The sequence below is a fragment of the Rathayibacter sp. AY1E6 genome (genome assembly GCF_002931115.1).
GTDB lineage: Bacteria > Actinomycetota > Actinomycetes > Actinomycetales > Microbacteriaceae > Rathayibacter.
The window spans coordinates 45,890-60,162 of the sequence record NZ_PSVK01000010.1 but is presented as its reverse complement, the minus strand read 5'-3'; the positions used below and the strand labels follow the sequence as shown (position 1 = coordinate 60,162).

Below are 14,273 nucleotides of genomic sequence, written 5' to 3'. Positions count from 1 at the left end.
GCTTCGGGAGGACGGAAGGAGCCGTTCGCGACGCATCGGAGCAGGCCGGGACGTCGCGGCGGCGCCGAGCGCGAGGCGGCGGCGCGGGCGCGCGTACGGACGAACGGGCGCCGAGGGGTCGCGAACGGTCGCTTCGGGAGGACGGAAGGAGCCGTTCGCGACGCATCGGAGCAGGCCGGGACGTCGCGGCGGCGCCGAGCGCGAGGCGGCGGCGCGGGCGCGCGTACGGACGAACGGGCGCCGAGGGGTCGCGAACGGTCGCTTCGGGAGGACGGAAGGAGCCGTTCGTGCCGCATCGGAGCAGGCCGAGGGCACGGACGGGGCATTGCGGCGGGGATCCGCGCGAGGCGGCGGCGCGGGCGGGCGCTGATCCGTCGCTCACGGCCTGCGGAGGAGCGCAGGACGGGCCGTCCGCGACGGATCGGAGCGGGCCGGGCGCGACTGGGCGCCGCATGCGGAGCGAGCGCGGGCCTGCCGGAGGGCGCCGGGCGTCGATCCGTCACGAACGGCCCGTGCGGGAGGACGGAACGGGCCGTCAGCGACGGATCGGAGCGGGCGGCCGGAGGCCGGGCCGACGGAGCGGAGCGGACAGCAGCGCCCGTCGGCGGAGCGGGCGGCGCCGCGGCCGGTCAGCGACGGGTGGGAGCGGGCCGCCGGAGGCCCGGACCGACGGAGCGGAGCGGACAGCAGCGCACGCGGGCGGGGCGGGCGGCGCCGCGGCCGGTCAGCGACGGCTGGGAGCGGGCGGCCGGAGGCCCCGGCCGACGGAGGGGAGCGGACAGCAGCGCACGTCGGCGGAGCGGGTGGCGCCCCGGCCGACGGCCCGGCGGACGGCCCGGCGGGCGGCCGGTGGCGCGAGGTGCGCTCGCGCGGGGCGCGGCGGCGGGGGCGCGCCTACTCTCGCGGGATGACTGCGACGGCTCCGCGACTCCGGCACGACCGACTGGTCGCCCCCGACGTGCTGCGCGGAGTGGCGGTGGCGGCCATGCTCGTCGCGCACGCGATGCCGCTCGTGCCGAGCGCGCGCACGGGAGTGGTCGGGTTCCTGGCGTGGAACGTCAACGATCTCGCGTCGCCGCTGTTCGCGCTGGTGATGGGGATGTCGGCGGCCCTGGTGCTCGCGCGGCCCGGTGCCTCGCCCGGGCGGGTGCTGCTGCGGAACGCGATCCGCGGCGCGGTGCTCGTGGCGCTCGGCGTCTGGCTCGAGACCTGGGGCAGCTGGATCGCGATCGTGCTGCAGTACCTCGGCGTCGTGCTCGTGCTCGGCACGCCGCTGCTGCTCGTCCGCTCCCGGACGATCGCCGCGCTGGCCGCTGTGCTCGCGCTCGCCGCCGGGCCCGTGAACGCCGCGGTCGCCGCCGCCGCATCCGGCTCTCCGCTCGCCCTCTGGCTCTTCACCGGGCCGAGCTACCGCGCGACCAACCTGCTCCCCTTCTTCCTCCTCGGAGCCCTGCTGCTGCGGCACGGCGCGCAGCGGGACCGGCTGCTGCCGGTGCTCGCGGCAGTCGCGGTCGTCGCGTATCCGGTGCGGCCGCTGGTCGCGCTCCTGCTCGGCGTGGAGTCGCCCTCCGGCAGCCTCCCGGACACCCTGCACGACCTCGGGCTCGTGCTCCTGGCCTACGTCGCGGTGGTGCTGATGACCACGTCGCGCTCCACCGCTGTCCAGCGGCTGCTGGTGCCGCTCCGGGCGATCGGCACGCTCGCGCTCTCGGTCTACGTGCTGCAGGTGGCTCTCGTCGCAGCGCTCGCGCGGGCAGGCCTCGGCTACTCCGCCGACACTCCGCTCGCCGCTCTCGCCCTCGTGCTCGGTTTGTGCACGGCCGCCGTGCTGTGGTGGCGGTTCCTCGGTGCCGGCCCCGTCGAGCGGCTGACGGCGCGGCTCACCGGGCTCGTGCCGCGCTGAGCCGCCCGGCCGCCCGGCTGGGTCCGCGGCGAGGACCTGAGCCCGCTGCGGTCCGCGGCGAGCTCGCCTGAGCCCGCGGCGGCCCGCGGCGAGTTCGCCTGAGCTCGCGAGGTCCGCGGCGACCTCGGCTGAGCCCCCGACGCCCGACGGCCCGTACACGGGCGCAGGCCGCCGGGCGTCCCCTCCCTCAGCGCGCGAGCGCCGACGCCTCCTTCGCGAGGGCCGGGCCGTGCGCCGCGAGCACCAGGTCGCGCATCGCGGTGGCCGGGAGCGACGCGGCTCCGGCCGGCAGCAGGTCCGCGTCCGAGGCCAGCACGAGCGGAGTGTCCGCCGACGAGGACGGCAGCCTCCCGTGCGTGCCGCGCACGAGCGACGCGTCCAGGGGAACCAGGTTCATCGCGTAGCGCAGCCCCAGCGCCTTCTTGGCGAGGTTGCCCGCCGCCTTCGCCTTCACCAGCGGGTCGGCCGGGTCGAAGAAGAGCTCGGCCGGGTCGTAGCCGGGCTTGCGGTGGATGTCGACGCCGCGGGCGAAGTCGGGCGCGCGGTCGTCGTCGAGCCAGTAGTAGTAGGTGAACCACGCCCCCGGCCGGGCGACCACGACGAACTCGCCCGAGCGCTCGTGGTCGAGGCCGTAGCGGGCCTGCGCCTCCCGGTCGAGCACCTCGTCGACGCCGTCGAGCCCCTCGAGGATCGAGCGCACCCGCGGCAGGTCCGCCGCGTCCTGCACGTAGACGTGGGCGACCTGGTGGTCGGCGACGGCGAACGCGCGCGACGTCCACGGGTCCAGCTGCTCCCGGCCGTCCTGCACGTAGACCTCGAGCAGGCCCTCGCGGCGGAGCGCCCGGTTCACGTCGACCGGGGTGTCGGCGTCGGCGATCCCGTACTCGGCGACCACGATCACCGACGCGCCCAGCGCCTCCGCGTCGTCGAGCAGCGGAGCGAGCACCACGTCGAGCTCCGACGCGGCCCGGCGCGCCTCGGGCGAGTCCGGTCCGAAGCGCTGGAGGTCGTAGTCGAGGTGCGGCAGGTACGCCGTGGTCAGCTCGGGCGGTCCGGAGCCGTCTCCGGCCATCACGTGCCGGGTCGCGTCGACCATCCACTGGGTCGAGCGGAGGGACGCGGTCGGCCCCCAGTACTGGAACAGCGGGAAGGCGCCGAAGCGCGAGACCAGCTCGTCGTGCAGCGCCGGCGGGCGCACGTACGCGTCCGGCGACTTGCGGCCGTCGGCGTGATAGATCGGGCGCGGAGTGACGGTGACGTCGGTCGTCGCCCCCATCGCGTACCACCAGCCGATGTTGGCCGCGCGGTACGGCTCCCCGCTCAGCCGGCGCGCGGTCTCCCAGACCTTCTCCCCCGTGACCAGGCGGTTGTGCTGGCGCCACAGGTGCACCTCGCCGAGGTCGCGGAAGTACCAGCCGTTGCCGACGATCCCGTGCTGCGCGGGCATCGAGCCGGTGAGCATGGTCGACTGCACGCTGCAGGTGACCGCGGGCAGGACCGTGTCCAGCGGCAGGCGCCCGCCCGCGCGGGCCAGCCGCGAGAGGCGGGGCATGTCGGCGAGCGCCGTCGAGGTCAGCCCGACCACGTCGAGCAGCAGCACGGGCCTCACAGCGCCGCCGCCTGCGGGAGGAGGGGCGCCAGCAGCGCCTCTCGGGAGGCGGGCGTGAGCAGGTGCGCGGCCGCCCAGGCGAGCTCGGCGCCGATGCCCGTCGAGAGGTCGCTCGGGGCGTCGGCGAGCACCGACCAGGTGTAGGTCTCGACGTCGAGGTGGATCTCGTCGTACGGCCAGGCGGCGTCGACCGCCGAGACCGCCTCCGCCAGGACGGCCGTGGTCGCCGAGAGCGGCGCCTCCGGCCGGTGGTGGAGCGGCACGTGGAAGTGCACGCGCCACGGGCCGGTGCCGGGGAGCGTGTCCAGCGCCTCAGGCAGGTCGTCGACGCGGAGCACTCCGTCGATCCCGTTCTCGCGGGTCTGGTGCAGGTAGCGCTTCTCGACGAACGGGGTGAGCGCGGCGCGGCCCGAGGGGTCCTCCAGGTGGAGCGCGGCCGAGGCCTGCACCTTGACCACGCGCAGGCCCGCGTCGCGGATGCGGCGGACGGCCGAGGCCGGGTCGGCGAAGGAGACGGCGAGGTGGCAGGTGTCGAGGCACACGCCCACGTACGCCGGGTCGACCACTCCGATGCGCGGGTGCAGCCAGTCGACGACGTCGTCCACGGTGTCGAGGATGCAGCCGGGCTCGGGCTCGATCGCCAGGCGGATCGCGTGGCCCGTGGAGCGGCGCAGGTCGCGCAGCTCCTCGACGAGCCGGGCGAGGTTCCGGCAGGCGGCCTCGTCCTGCTCCCGCCCCCAGCCCTCGCGCCAGCCCAGCGGCAGCGTCGAGATGCTGCCGTCGGCGCCGGCGGGCAGCAGGTCGGCCAGGATCCGCGCGCAGTCGATCGTGTACTGCAGGCGCTCCGGCGTGGTCCAGTCGGGGCGGTAGACGTCGAGCTTCACGACCTCGGCGTGGAACGCGGCGTACGGGAAGGCGTTGAGCGTGCGCACCTCCAGGCCGTTGCGCTGCAGGGCCGCGCGGAGGACGGCGCGGTCCTCGGCGCTGGCGACCAGGCGGGCCGCGAGGTCGCGCGGGATCCACAGGCCGACTCCGACCAGGGCGAGCCCGGCGGCCACGCGCGCGGGTCCGGCGTAGACGTCGAGCTGGCGGACGACTCCGGCCAGGTCCTCGGCGGGATGGACGTTGGTGCAGTAGGAGAGGTGCATCACACGACCTCCGCCACGCGCGGCGCGCCCCGGAGCACGGAGTTGCCCTCGAAGGTGCGGCCGGCCGACTCCTGCACGTCGAAGCCCGCGACGGGCGAGAGGTCCAGGCGTCCGCTCTGCCCGTAGAACTCGACCGGGTTCTGCCAGAGCAGCCGGTCCACGTCGCCCGCGCTGAAGCCGGCGACGAGGAGGAGGCGGCCGGTCTTCGCGGTCGTGAGCGGGTCGGAGCGGCCCCAGTCGGCTGCGGAGTTGACCAGCACGCGGTCCAGCCCGATCCGCTCGACCAGCGTCACCAGGCGGGTCTCGTCCATCTTCGTGTCGGGGTAGATGGAGAAGCCCATCCAGCAGCCGGAGTCGCGGACCGCGTCGACGGTGACCTCGTTGAGGTGGTCGACGAGGACCCGCCCGGGCTCCAGCCCCGAGTCGGCGACGACCTCGAGGGTGCGGCGGGTGCCCGACTCCTTGTCGCGGTGCGGCGTGTGCACCATCGCGGGGAGGCCGTGCTCGCCGGCGAGCTCGAGCTGCTGGCGGAAGACCTGGTCCTCCTCGGGGGTGAGCGAGTCGTAGCCGGTCTCGCCGACCGCGACGACGCCGTCCTTGGCGAGGTAGCGGTCGAGCTCGGGCAGGACCGCCCGGCAGCGCGGGTCGTTCGCCTCCTTCGGGTTGAGCCCGATGGTGCAGTGGTGGCGGATGCCGAACTGCGCGGCGCGGAAGCGCTCCCAGCCGATCAGGGCGTCGAAGTAGTCCGTGAACGAGCCGACGTTCGTGCGCGGCTGGCCGAGCCAGAAGGAGGGTTCGACGACCGCGCGGACGCCGGCGTCGAACATCGCCTGGTAGTCGTCGGTGGTGCGGGAGGTCATGTGGATGTGCGGGTCGAAGATGCGCATCGTCGCGCCTTTCTCATCGGTGGTGGTGCCCCGCGGTCGGGGCGGCGTGCGGGGGCGGTCAGCTCGGCAGGAGCACCGCCAGATCGTCCGGGAGCGGGCGCCCGGCCGCGCGGCGCTCGTCGGCGAAGCGGCCTGCCATCGCGCGCAGCTCGGCGTCGCTGCGCTCCTCCAGCCCGGCGACCGCTGCGAGCGGGACGCCGAGGAAGACGAGCTTGAGCACCCCGTGCCGCCAGGCGTGCGCGTCGAGGTGTCGGCGGGCGAAGGAGCCCATCGCCGCGGCGACGAGCCGGGTGTCGTTGGCGCGCAGGGCGTCGGCGGTCAGCTCGAGGCCGGCGAGGGTCGTCGCCCGTCCCGGGTCGCCGAGGGCGTTCAGCCCGGCCAGCACTCCGCGGCGCTCGGCGCCGTCCCCGCCGCGGTAGAGGCGGAGGAGGAGAGCGGCCAGGTCGTCGTCGCCGAGCGCCTGCGCCGCGGCCTGCACCAGGGCGGCGCGGGCCGCGTCGTCGTGCGTGCCGTGGACGAGGCCGTGCGGGTCCTCGGCGGGCCGGAGCGGCTCGCGTCCGGCCTCGCGGCCCGCGGCGGGGAAGAAGCGCTCGATCCGCGACGGGCGCTCGAGGACGGCGGAACGGGCGGCCGCGGTCCACGGGTGCTCGGCGTGCGAGGAGGCGCCGCCGAGCGCCTCCTCCATCGCCGCGAGGCTCGCCACGGCCAGGCGGGGCGCGTCGTGCGAGTGCCGGGGCAGCTCGACGGCGGCGATCCCGCGGTAGCCGATCTCGGCGAGGGTCGCGAAGGCGGCCGCGAGGTCGAGCGATCCGGTGCCGAGCTCGAGGTGCTCGTGCCGCCCCGGGAGCATGTCGTCGACCTGAACGTTCAGGAGCAGGTCCCCGGCGCTGCGGAGGGCTCCGACCACGCCGTCCGGCTCCACCACGACGCAGTGGCCGAGGTCGACCGTCAGCCCGACCGACTCCGGGTCGCCGAGCTCGCGGCGCAGCAGCAGCGCGTCGGCCACCGTCTCCACCAGCATCCCCGGCTCGGGCTCGACGGCCAGCCGCACGCCGTGGCGCTCGGCCGTCGCGACGACGCCGCGCATCCGCTCGACGAGCAGCCGCCAGGCCGCGGCCGCATCCGCGCCCGCCGGCACGACCCCCGACCAGAGGGAGACGGCGTCGGCGCCCAGCAGCGCGGCGATCTCGATCGCGCGCTCGAGGAAGCGGACCCGGGGGCCGGCCTCCTCGTCGACCAGCGTGGGGCGGTGCTTCGCGAACGGGTCGAGCAGGTACCGCGCGCCCGTCTCGACGACCACGCGCAGGCCCAGCTCGTCGAGCCGCGACCGGAGCGCCAGCGTCCGCTCGCGCCAGTCGGCCGCGAAGGGATCGAGGTGCGGGTGCCCGAGGGTGAGCGCGACGGCGCGGTACCCCGCGGCGTGGATCACCGTGAGCGCGTCGTCGGGGGTGTGGTCGGCGAAGCCGTTGGTGCCGTAGCCGAGGACGGGTCCGGTGGCGCTCATGTGATGTCCGCCGTCCGCGGGCGGCGGAGCAGGAGGGAGCCGAGCGCGTCGAGCGCGAGCAGCGCCGCCCCCAGCTCGGGACGCTTCAGACCGGCGAGCGCGGCCTGCAGCGGGATCATCCCGGTGATGCCCGCGCGGGTCGCCGTCCGCGCGGCCGCGGCCGTCGGCGTCCGCACGGCCTGCAGCTGCGCGGTGAGCACGAGCAGGAGCCAGCGCCCGAGGCCCGCGGCGACGACCGCGGCGGGGGCGGCCCGGCGCTCGGCCAGAGCGCCGGCCGCGGTGGACAGCGCGATCGCCGCGGTGCCGGCCGAGACCGCACCCGCCGCGACCGGGGTGGTGCCGTGCACCTCGCCGCGCGAGAGCACGGTGACGCCGAGCGTGTGCGCGGCCACAGCGGCGGAGGCGGGGGCCGCCGCGCGCACGCCGTCGACGCCCGCGCCGAGCAGCACGTCGAGACCGCGGCAGGCCGCCATCACGACCGGGCCCAGCGGAGTCGGCTTCGCGAGCAGGTCGTACGACCAGATCCCGGCCGCGAGCGGCAGCGAGAGCGCGAGCGAGCGCCGCCCGTCCACGACGGCCGCCACGACGATCCCCGCCGCGGTCAGCGCGGCCGCCGTGCCCAGCGCCGCCGAGCGCCGGATGCGCCCCGAGGGGATCGGCCGCTCGGGCCGCTCCCGGGCGTCGAGCTCGGCGTCCGCGTAGTCGTTGAGCGCCATGCCCGCCGAGTAGAGCAGCGCGGAGGACAGCGGGAGCGCGACCGTGCGCGCTCCCACTCCGCGGCCCGCCCACGCTCCGCCCGCGACGGTGTCGCCGATCACGGTAAGCGCGGCCTTCGCGCGGACGAGCTCGAGGTAGTCGCGCAGCTCAGCCATCGCTCCGCGTCCCGCTCGTCACCGGGGTGCGGCGCTCGGCGACGAGCGCGCCGGTGCGGGCGGACCAGGCCACCAGCTCCGCGGTCTGCTCGGCGAACCCGTGCACGTCGCTGCCCCACGGGTCCTTGAAGAAGAAGCCGAGCTCGCCGACCGGGCCCGAGACGCCGGCCTCGTCCGCGAGCGCCAGCAGGCGGGCGAGGTCGAGGATCAGCGGCGCCGCGAGGGCCGAGTCGTACGCCGACCAGATCGTCTGCACCGTGATCCGCGAGCCGAGGAAGCCCTCCGCGTGCACGTGGTCCCAGGCGGTCTTGACGTCGCCGAGGTCCGGGACGTTGTCGATGTGGAGCGGAGTGACGACGTCGTCGCCGAGGAGGCTGCGGAGTCCGCGGTTCTTCGAGACGAGCTTCGAGCGCACCGCCTCCGGGTCGGCGAGGGTCTGCCCGTCGCCGCCGCCGAGGAGGTTCGCCCCCGCCCACGAGAGCACGCGCATCCCGCGCGCCGTGAACATCGGCGCGAGCACGCTGCGGAGCAGGGTCTCCCCCGTCTTGCCGTCCTGGCCGGCGATCGGGATCCCGGCCTCGGCGGCCCACTCCTCCAGGGCCGGCAGAGCCAGCGCGGTCGAGGGAGTGAAGCAGGCGTAGGCCGCGCCCGCGACGACGGCCGAGAGGGCGGCGATCGAGCTCGGCGGCAGGAGGCGCTCGCCCGGACGCGCCAGGGCGGCGCGCAGAGCGGCGAGGTCGTGGAACTCGGGACGGTCGGCCGGCAGCACCTCGGTCGAGGCGACGTCGATCACGACGACCCGGGCGAGGCCGTGGCGCTCGCGGAAGGCGACGATGTCGGCGGCCCGGCGGTCGATCTCCTCCTGCTGCGACGCGGCGTCGGAGGGGGCGAGGCGGATCTCGGCGTCGGTCGCGTCGATCCGGTCGGCCACCTCGGCGACGACCGAGGTCGGGAACATGCCACCGGCCGCGAGGCCCGTGGCCTTCTCGAGCAGCGGGGTCGGCGAGACGTCGTGGCCGCCGATGACGATGTCGGCGAACCCGGCGAGCGGGACGTCCTCGAAGGCGGGGGTCGCGGTGGCGCAGCCCGAGCTGGGCGCGGCTCCGGCGGCGATGGCGTGCAGGCCCACGGCGGCCGTGGTGGCGACGCTGCCCCGGGCCCCGATCAGCCAGAGGCCGATGCGCCCGCTCGATCGGGGGGCGCCTGTGGTGGTGGTGTCGGACGAGGTCATCGTTCTCTCCTGTCTGGAAGGGCTGGCTGAGCGGCGATCGTCGGGGCGCACCCGGGCGATCGGAGTGGGGAGGGGCCGCGGCCGGGCGCGCGTCGCGCCTCCGGCCGGCCGTGTTGCGCAGGACCCGCACGCAGGGCCCGCCGAGATTGCGCGACCGTGCGTTGACTGGTTTCCTCAGGTGTGCTGTCCCCCGAACCCGTCCTCCGGGCCGAGAGAAGGAGCTGAGCGTGGCCGAGCGCGCGGGTACCGCGACCGGCGACATGCTGAGGCTGTTCGCCGACGGTCGGCCGCGCACCCGCGCCGAGCTGGTCGAGGAGACGGGCCTCGCGCGGACCGCGGTGATGACGCGCCTGGAGCAGTTCTTCGACCTCGGACTGATCGCGCACCTCGACCGCGCTCCGTCGACCGGCGGCCGCCCGTCCGCGCGCCTCGTCTTCGACCCGGCCGTCCGCTCGCTCCTGGCCATCGACCTGGGCGCGGCGCACTCGACCATCGCGCTGACCGACTTCGACGGCCGCATCATCGCCGAGCGCCGCGAGGAGCTCGACATCGCGCAGGGCCCCGTGGCGGTGCTCGGGCACGCGCTCGACGTCTGCGACGGGATCCTCGCCGCGGCCGGCGTCGACCGCTCCGCCCTCGCGGGAATCGGGGTCGGCGTGCCCGGCCCGGTGGAGCACGCGAGCGGCCGCCCGGTGCGCCCGCCGATCATGCCCGGCTGGGACGGCTTCGACATCCCCGCCTTCGTGCGCCGGCGCTACGACACCACGGTGCTCGTCGACAACGACGTGAACCTGCTGGCGCTCGGCGAGCGGGCCTCGCGGTTCCCGCACGCCCTCGATCTGATGTTCGTGAAGGTCGGCACCGGCATCGGCGCGGGCATCGTCTCGTCCGGGCTGCTCCAGCGCGGAGCCCTCGGCTCCGCCGGTGATCTCGGCCACGTCCAGGTGCCGCGCACGGCCCCGGCCGCGGCGGGCGGTCAGGAGGGGGACCTCGAGGCGGTCGCGGGCGGCTCCGCTCTGGCCGCCGGGCTCGCCCGGGCGGGCCGCGACGTGCAGTCGGTGCGCGAGCTGATCGACCTGCTGAAGGCGCGCGATCCCGAGGCCGTGGAGGCGGCGCGGATCGCGGGACTCCAGCTCGGCGAGGTGCTGGCCACCTGCGTGAGCCTGCTGAACCCCTCCGTCATCGTGCTGGGCGGCGCGGTCGCCCTCGCCAGCCCGGAGATCCTGACGGCCGTGCGCTCGGTGATCGACGAGCGCTCCCTCCCCCTCGCGACGCAGCGGCTCGACGTGGTGACCGCCGAGCTGGGCGGCAGCGGGGGCGTGCGCGGTGCCGCGCTGATGCTGCGCGGGCACCTGCTCAGCCCCGCCGTGGTGGACGGCTTCCTCGAGCAGCTGCGCGCCGAGGGGCGGGCGGTCCGCTAGAGCGGCGGCCGCGCGCCCGGAGATGGCGGGCCGCGCCGGCGCGATCCCTCGCGGACCGCGTCGGCCGCACCCGGTCAGGAGCGGACCTCCGCGCGGTCGGCGTCCTCCGGCTGGGCGCCGAGAGCGGCGGCGACGGCGGCGTCGATGCGCGCCTGCTCCCCCGCGGCCCGGCGGCGGCGGCGGACGACGGTCAGCACGATGAGCCCGATGAGCAGGGCGAGGAGGAGCACGGCGCTCCACGGCACGGCCGCGGCCGAGGTCTCGGCGGTGGCGACCGGCACGTCGGGGACGACGACGGCGGAGTCGGCCTGCGCGGCCTGGTCGGCGGTGACGACGGTGCCCGAGAGCGCGGCGCGGGCGGTCGCGACGAAGAGCGGCCAGACTCCGGCGACGGTCACGGTGCGCGAGACGGAGGTTCCGGGGAGGAGCTCGGGCAGCGGCTCCGGGTCGGTCGCGGACACCGGCGCGAGGCCGAAGAGGCCGGCGACGCTGATCTCGGCGCCCGGCGCGATACGGGTGTTGCCCGCGTTGGTCACGGTGTAGTCGACGGTCGCGGAGCCGGGGGCGAAGGGGTTCCAGCCGCCCTGGTACGAGACGGCGAGGCCGTCGATCGACAGGCGCGGGGCGAGCTCGCCGCCGACGCGGAGGTACATGCGCGAGCCCAGGCGCCGGTCGACCGAGACTCCGGTCTCGCCCTGCACCAGGATCGAGGAGACGACGCCCGCGGCGTAGTCGCCCGGGGTCACGTCGTCGGGGACGACGACCTCGAACGGGACCTGCACGCTCTCGCCGGCGGGCACGGTGACCTCGGGCTCGGGGAACGCGATCCAGCTGCCGAGCTGCGTCGAGGGCTCCGCGGCGGGGAGCAGGTCGAGCTGGCCGGCCTCGGTGATGAAGCCGTCGGAGCCGTAGACGCGGAACGTCTGCTCCTCGTCGTCGTAGTTGGAGACGATCAGGGCGTCGCTGAGGCGTCCGCCGGGATCGAGGGCGTACGCGTAGTTCGGCCGCTCGCTGCCCTGCTCGGTGTCGGCGGGGCGCACCCCCCAGGTGACCGGCGTGGAGGCGGGGTCCGCCTCCTGGGCACCCGCCTGAGCCGAGAGGCCGCCGGCTGCGAGGAGCGTCATCAGCAGCAGGGCGGCGGTGGTGCGGGAGGTGCGTGGCATGAGCGACATCGATCAGGCTTCCGTTGCAAGGGGGGATGCCTCCCCGCGGGACGCCGCTCCGGTACGCGGCACGCCGAGCGGGGCGGACCGGAGTGGCGTCTCGCGGGGAGACGGGGGGAGGGTGGGGCGGCCCGGAGGCCGCCCCACCGGTGCTAGCCGAGCGCGGTGAGCGTCAGCGTCGCGGTGTAGGTGCCGGTTCCGACCGAGAGCGGGAGCTTCAGGTCGAGGTCGGCGCCCAGGACCGAGGATCCGGTCGGGTGCTGCGCCGCGGCGGAGCCGAGGACGCGGGGCGTGGCGAGGCCGTTGCCCGAGTCGAACCCGGAGGGGACGGCTGCGCCGGCGACGGCACCGCCCGTGTTCTCCAGGACCTCGGGGGTCCAGCCGAGGTGCTTGCCCGAGAACGTCTTCTCGCCGGAGCGGAAGTCGCTCAGCTGGCCGGTGACCGACCAGGCCGGGCCGTTGAGGCGGGTGTCGGTCACGCGGACCGGCACGAGCTCACCGGAGGCGGCGAAGTGGTCGCCCTGCTCCTCGGCGACGCCGAGGTTCACCAGGTTGCTGGTGCCCTCGAGCGTCCAGGTCAGCTCGCCCTTGTTGGCCTCGGGGACGATGACGGCCACGGCCTGGTCGCCGGCCGCCGCAGCGCCCGCCGCCGTTCCCGTGAAGGTGCCGTCGACTCCGGCGGCGGTGTTGCCCGCGCCGAAGTTGACCGCCGGCGCGTTGTCGGCGAGCGCGATGCGCCCGCCGACCGTCGAGCCCGCGAGCTGGACGTTGCCGGAGTTGCCCGAGAGCGTGAGGTTCCCGCCCACCGTGTTGCCGAGGGCCGAGGCCGAGCCGTCCTCGTTCGCGCCCAGGAGGACGCCGCGCGAGGAGCCGGTGACGGCGAGCGAGCCGCCGACGATGGCGCCCTGCACGTTCACGCCGAAGTCGCTGCCGGCGAAGGTGGCGTCGCCGCCGACGCTGGTGCGGTCGACGTCGACGTAGTTCGCCGCGTCGGTGCTGACCGAGCCGTCGACCGAGAGGTCGCTGAACTCGACGTCGATCCCGCCGGCCTCGACCATGCCGCCGACCGTGAGGTCGCGCAGGTAGAGGAAGCCGTTGCGGCTGCCGTCCGAGAACGACACGACGTCTCCGCCGACGCTGGTGCCGTCGATCGAGATGCCGTACGCGTCGGTGCCGATCACGTCGCCGCCGATGGTCGCCGAGGTGGCGTCCAGCCAGGCGTCGTCGCCGACGATGACGTTGCCGGTGACGGTCACGTTGCCGAGCACGCAGGTCTGGCCCGCGCCGACGTTGAGATCTCCGGTGATCGTCTGGTTCCCGAGCTCGGTGGTGCAGTCCGTCGTCGCCGCGAAGGCGGACGGCGCGGCGACCATCGCGAGGGAGGCGGCCGCGAGGACCGCCGTGGGCGTCTTCCACTTCATGGGGGTTCTCCTCGGTGCGCTCGTGCGCGTCGTGCTGGTGGTGGTGCTGTCGGTGCGGCGCGCGCGGCGCGGGGTGCGCTCAGCCACGGAGCGCAGCGATCGCGGAGTAGCTGCGGGAAGCGGCCTCGAGGGAGTTCCCCGTGCTCGGCGGCGTCGCCAGCGTGGGAGCGGTGTCCTGCTCCCAGACGCCGAAGCGCTGGCCGCGGTCGCGCAGCTCCGAGAGGAACGCCTGGTAGGGCAGGTTGCCCGCGCCGAACTCGACGATGTCGTAGCCGTTGGTGTTGGCGTTGTTCGTCTTGCCGTCCTTGAGGTGCAGGATCGGGTAGCGGCGCGGGTTGCGCTTGATGTAGTCGAGCGGCTCGAAGCCCGGGTAGAGCTTCTTGCCGACGTACGCCCAGTAGACGTCCATCTCGAGGTACACGTGACGCGGGTCGGTGTTGTCGTAGAAGAGGTCGTACAGGCGGGTCTTGGGGTCGTCCGTGGCGAACCCGAACTCACCGGCGTGGTTGTGCTGGTAGAGCTTCATGCCCGCGGCCGAGACCTGCTGGCCCCACTTGTTCCACTCCTCCGCCGCGGCGAGGTAGCCCGCCTTGGTGTTGACGTTGGTGGGCGCGTTGCCGGTGCCGAGGTGCGGCGTGCCGAGGATCTGCGCGATCTCGATCTGCTTGCCCAGCTCCGAGCGGAGGAGGTTGGTGCCGACGTGCGAGCCGACGGCGCGGAGGCCGTTGTCGTCGAGCAGCTGGCGGATCTGCTGCGGGGTGATCGCTCCGACGTTGCCCTGGGTGTACCCGGCGAACTCGATCTCGCTGTAGCCGATGCGGCCGAGCTCCTCGAAGACGGCCCGGAAGCCGAGCGACGAGACCTTGTCGCGGACGCTGAAGAGCTGGATGCCGATGCGGTTGATCGGGACCAGGCGCGTGGATCCGGACGAGGGCGCGGGGGCGGCCGTGGCGGGTGCCGCGAGGGCTCCCGCTCCGACGCCGACCGCGACGGTCGATGCGGCCAGGGCCGTCATCAGCGAGCGCCGGCTCATCGGCTTGGCCGTGATGGATGCGTGGTGGTGGTGCATCATTTCTCCTTCGAAATGGCAGATGGTGCAGGGGGTGGGGGGCCG

At 75.3% G+C, this 14,273-nt stretch carries 11 protein-coding genes; 2 read left to right on the top strand and 9 right to left on the bottom strand.

Annotation, left to right across the window (positions count from 1 at the left end):
- Nucleotides 1-907: 907 nt before the first annotated feature.
- Complete coding sequence (locus C5C46_RS10165; protein ID WP_104226606.1) at nucleotides 908-1,903, top strand: DUF418 domain-containing protein; 996 nt, start codon at nucleotides 908-910, stop codon at nucleotides 1,901-1,903.
- A gap of 187 nt (nucleotides 1,904-2,090) precedes the next feature.
- Here the strand turns inward: C5C46_RS10165 and C5C46_RS10160 are convergent, their stop codons facing one another.
- From C5C46_RS10160 to C5C46_RS10135, 6 genes are read right to left on the bottom strand one after another with little or no spacing between them, the layout of a single operon-like run.
- Nucleotides 2,091-3,512 carry an alkaline phosphatase family protein gene (locus tag C5C46_RS10160; RefSeq protein ID WP_104226605.1) on the bottom strand — a complete coding sequence of 474 codons (1,422 nt, stop codon included), beginning with the start codon at nucleotides 3,510-3,512 and terminating at the stop codon, nucleotides 2,091-2,093.
- Entirely contained in the window at nucleotides 3,509-4,660 is a 1,152-nt protein-coding gene (gene eboE, locus C5C46_RS10155) for a metabolite traffic protein EboE (protein ID WP_104226604.1), read from the bottom strand. The genes C5C46_RS10160 and eboE overlap by 4 nt, the downstream gene beginning before the upstream one ends.
- Entirely contained in the window at nucleotides 4,660-5,547 is an 888-nt protein-coding gene (locus C5C46_RS10150; protein WP_104222466.1) for a TatD family hydrolase, read from the bottom strand. Before C5C46_RS10150 ends, eboE begins: the two co-directional genes overlap by 1 nt.
- Before the next feature lie 58 nt (nucleotides 5,548-5,605).
- Complete coding sequence (locus C5C46_RS17255; RefSeq protein WP_104226603.1) at nucleotides 5,606-7,051, bottom strand: EboA domain-containing protein; 1,446 nt, start codon at nucleotides 7,049-7,051, stop codon at nucleotides 5,606-5,608.
- Nucleotides 7,048-7,923, bottom strand: a complete 876-nt coding sequence (locus C5C46_RS10140) for an SCO3242 family prenyltransferase (RefSeq protein ID WP_219812291.1) — start codon at nucleotides 7,921-7,923, stop codon at nucleotides 7,048-7,050. The genes C5C46_RS17255 and C5C46_RS10140 overlap by 4 nt, the downstream gene beginning before the upstream one ends.
- The gene (locus C5C46_RS10135; protein ID WP_104226602.1) at nucleotides 7,916-9,154 is read right to left on the bottom strand and encodes an inositol-3-phosphate synthase; all 1,239 of its coding nucleotides are present in this window, start codon (nucleotides 9,152-9,154) and stop codon (nucleotides 7,916-7,918) included. The genes C5C46_RS10140 and C5C46_RS10135 overlap by 8 nt, the downstream gene beginning before the upstream one ends.
- Nucleotides 9,155-9,381: 227 nt before the next feature.
- Here C5C46_RS10135 and C5C46_RS10130 point away from each other — a divergent pair, with 227 nt between their 5' ends.
- Nucleotides 9,382-10,575 (top strand): ROK family protein, encoded by a 1,194-nt coding sequence (locus tag C5C46_RS10130; protein WP_258059432.1) that lies wholly within the window; start codon nucleotides 9,382-9,384, stop codon nucleotides 10,573-10,575.
- A 74-nt stretch (nucleotides 10,576-10,649) separates the two neighbouring features.
- Here the strand turns inward: C5C46_RS10130 and C5C46_RS10125 are convergent, their stop codons facing one another.
- From C5C46_RS10125 to C5C46_RS10115, 3 genes are all read right to left on the bottom strand, one after another.
- Nucleotides 10,650-11,738 (bottom strand): hypothetical protein, encoded by a 1,089-nt coding sequence (locus C5C46_RS10125; protein WP_146078976.1) that lies wholly within the window; start codon nucleotides 11,736-11,738, stop codon nucleotides 10,650-10,652.
- A gap of 152 nt (nucleotides 11,739-11,890) precedes the next feature.
- On the bottom strand, nucleotides 11,891-13,159 hold the full coding sequence (locus C5C46_RS10120) for a hypothetical protein (RefSeq protein ID WP_104226600.1): 1,269 nt from the start codon (nucleotides 13,157-13,159) through the stop codon (nucleotides 11,891-11,893).
- Nucleotides 13,160-13,238: 79 nt separating this feature from the next.
- Nucleotides 13,239-14,228 (bottom strand): sugar phosphate isomerase/epimerase, encoded by a 990-nt coding sequence (locus C5C46_RS10115; RefSeq protein ID WP_219813837.1) that lies wholly within the window; start codon nucleotides 14,226-14,228, stop codon nucleotides 13,239-13,241.
- Nucleotides 14,229-14,273: the final 45 nt, after the last annotated feature.

Coding starts and splice junctions, on each gene's coding strand:
- C5C46_RS10140 (WP_219812291.1), bottom strand. CDS start 7,923: ATGGCTGAGCTGCGCGACTACCTCGAGCTCGTCCGCGCGAAGGCCGCG.
- C5C46_RS10150 (WP_104222466.1), bottom strand. CDS start 5,547: ATGCGCATCTTCGACCCGCACATCCACATGACCTCCCGCACCACCGAC.
- C5C46_RS10115 (WP_219813837.1), bottom strand. CDS start 14,228: ATGCACCACCACCACGCATCCATCACGGCCAAGCCGATGAGCCGGCGC.
- C5C46_RS10120 (WP_104226600.1), bottom strand. CDS start 13,159: ATGAAGTGGAAGACGCCCACGGCGGTCCTCGCGGCCGCCTCCCTCGCG.
- C5C46_RS10165 (WP_104226606.1), top strand. CDS start 908: ATGACTGCGACGGCTCCGCGACTCCGGCACGACCGACTGGTCGCCCCC.
- C5C46_RS10135 (WP_104226602.1), bottom strand. CDS start 9,154: ATGACCTCGTCCGACACCACCACCACAGGCGCCCCCCGATCGAGCGGG.
- eboE (WP_104226604.1), bottom strand. CDS start 4,660: ATGCACCTCTCCTACTGCACCAACGTCCATCCCGCCGAGGACCTGGCC.
- C5C46_RS10125 (WP_146078976.1), bottom strand. CDS start 11,738: ATGCCACGCACCTCCCGCACCACCGCCGCCCTGCTGCTGATGACGCTC.
- C5C46_RS17255 (WP_104226603.1), bottom strand. CDS start 7,051: ATGAGCGCCACCGGACCCGTCCTCGGCTACGGCACCAACGGCTTCGCC.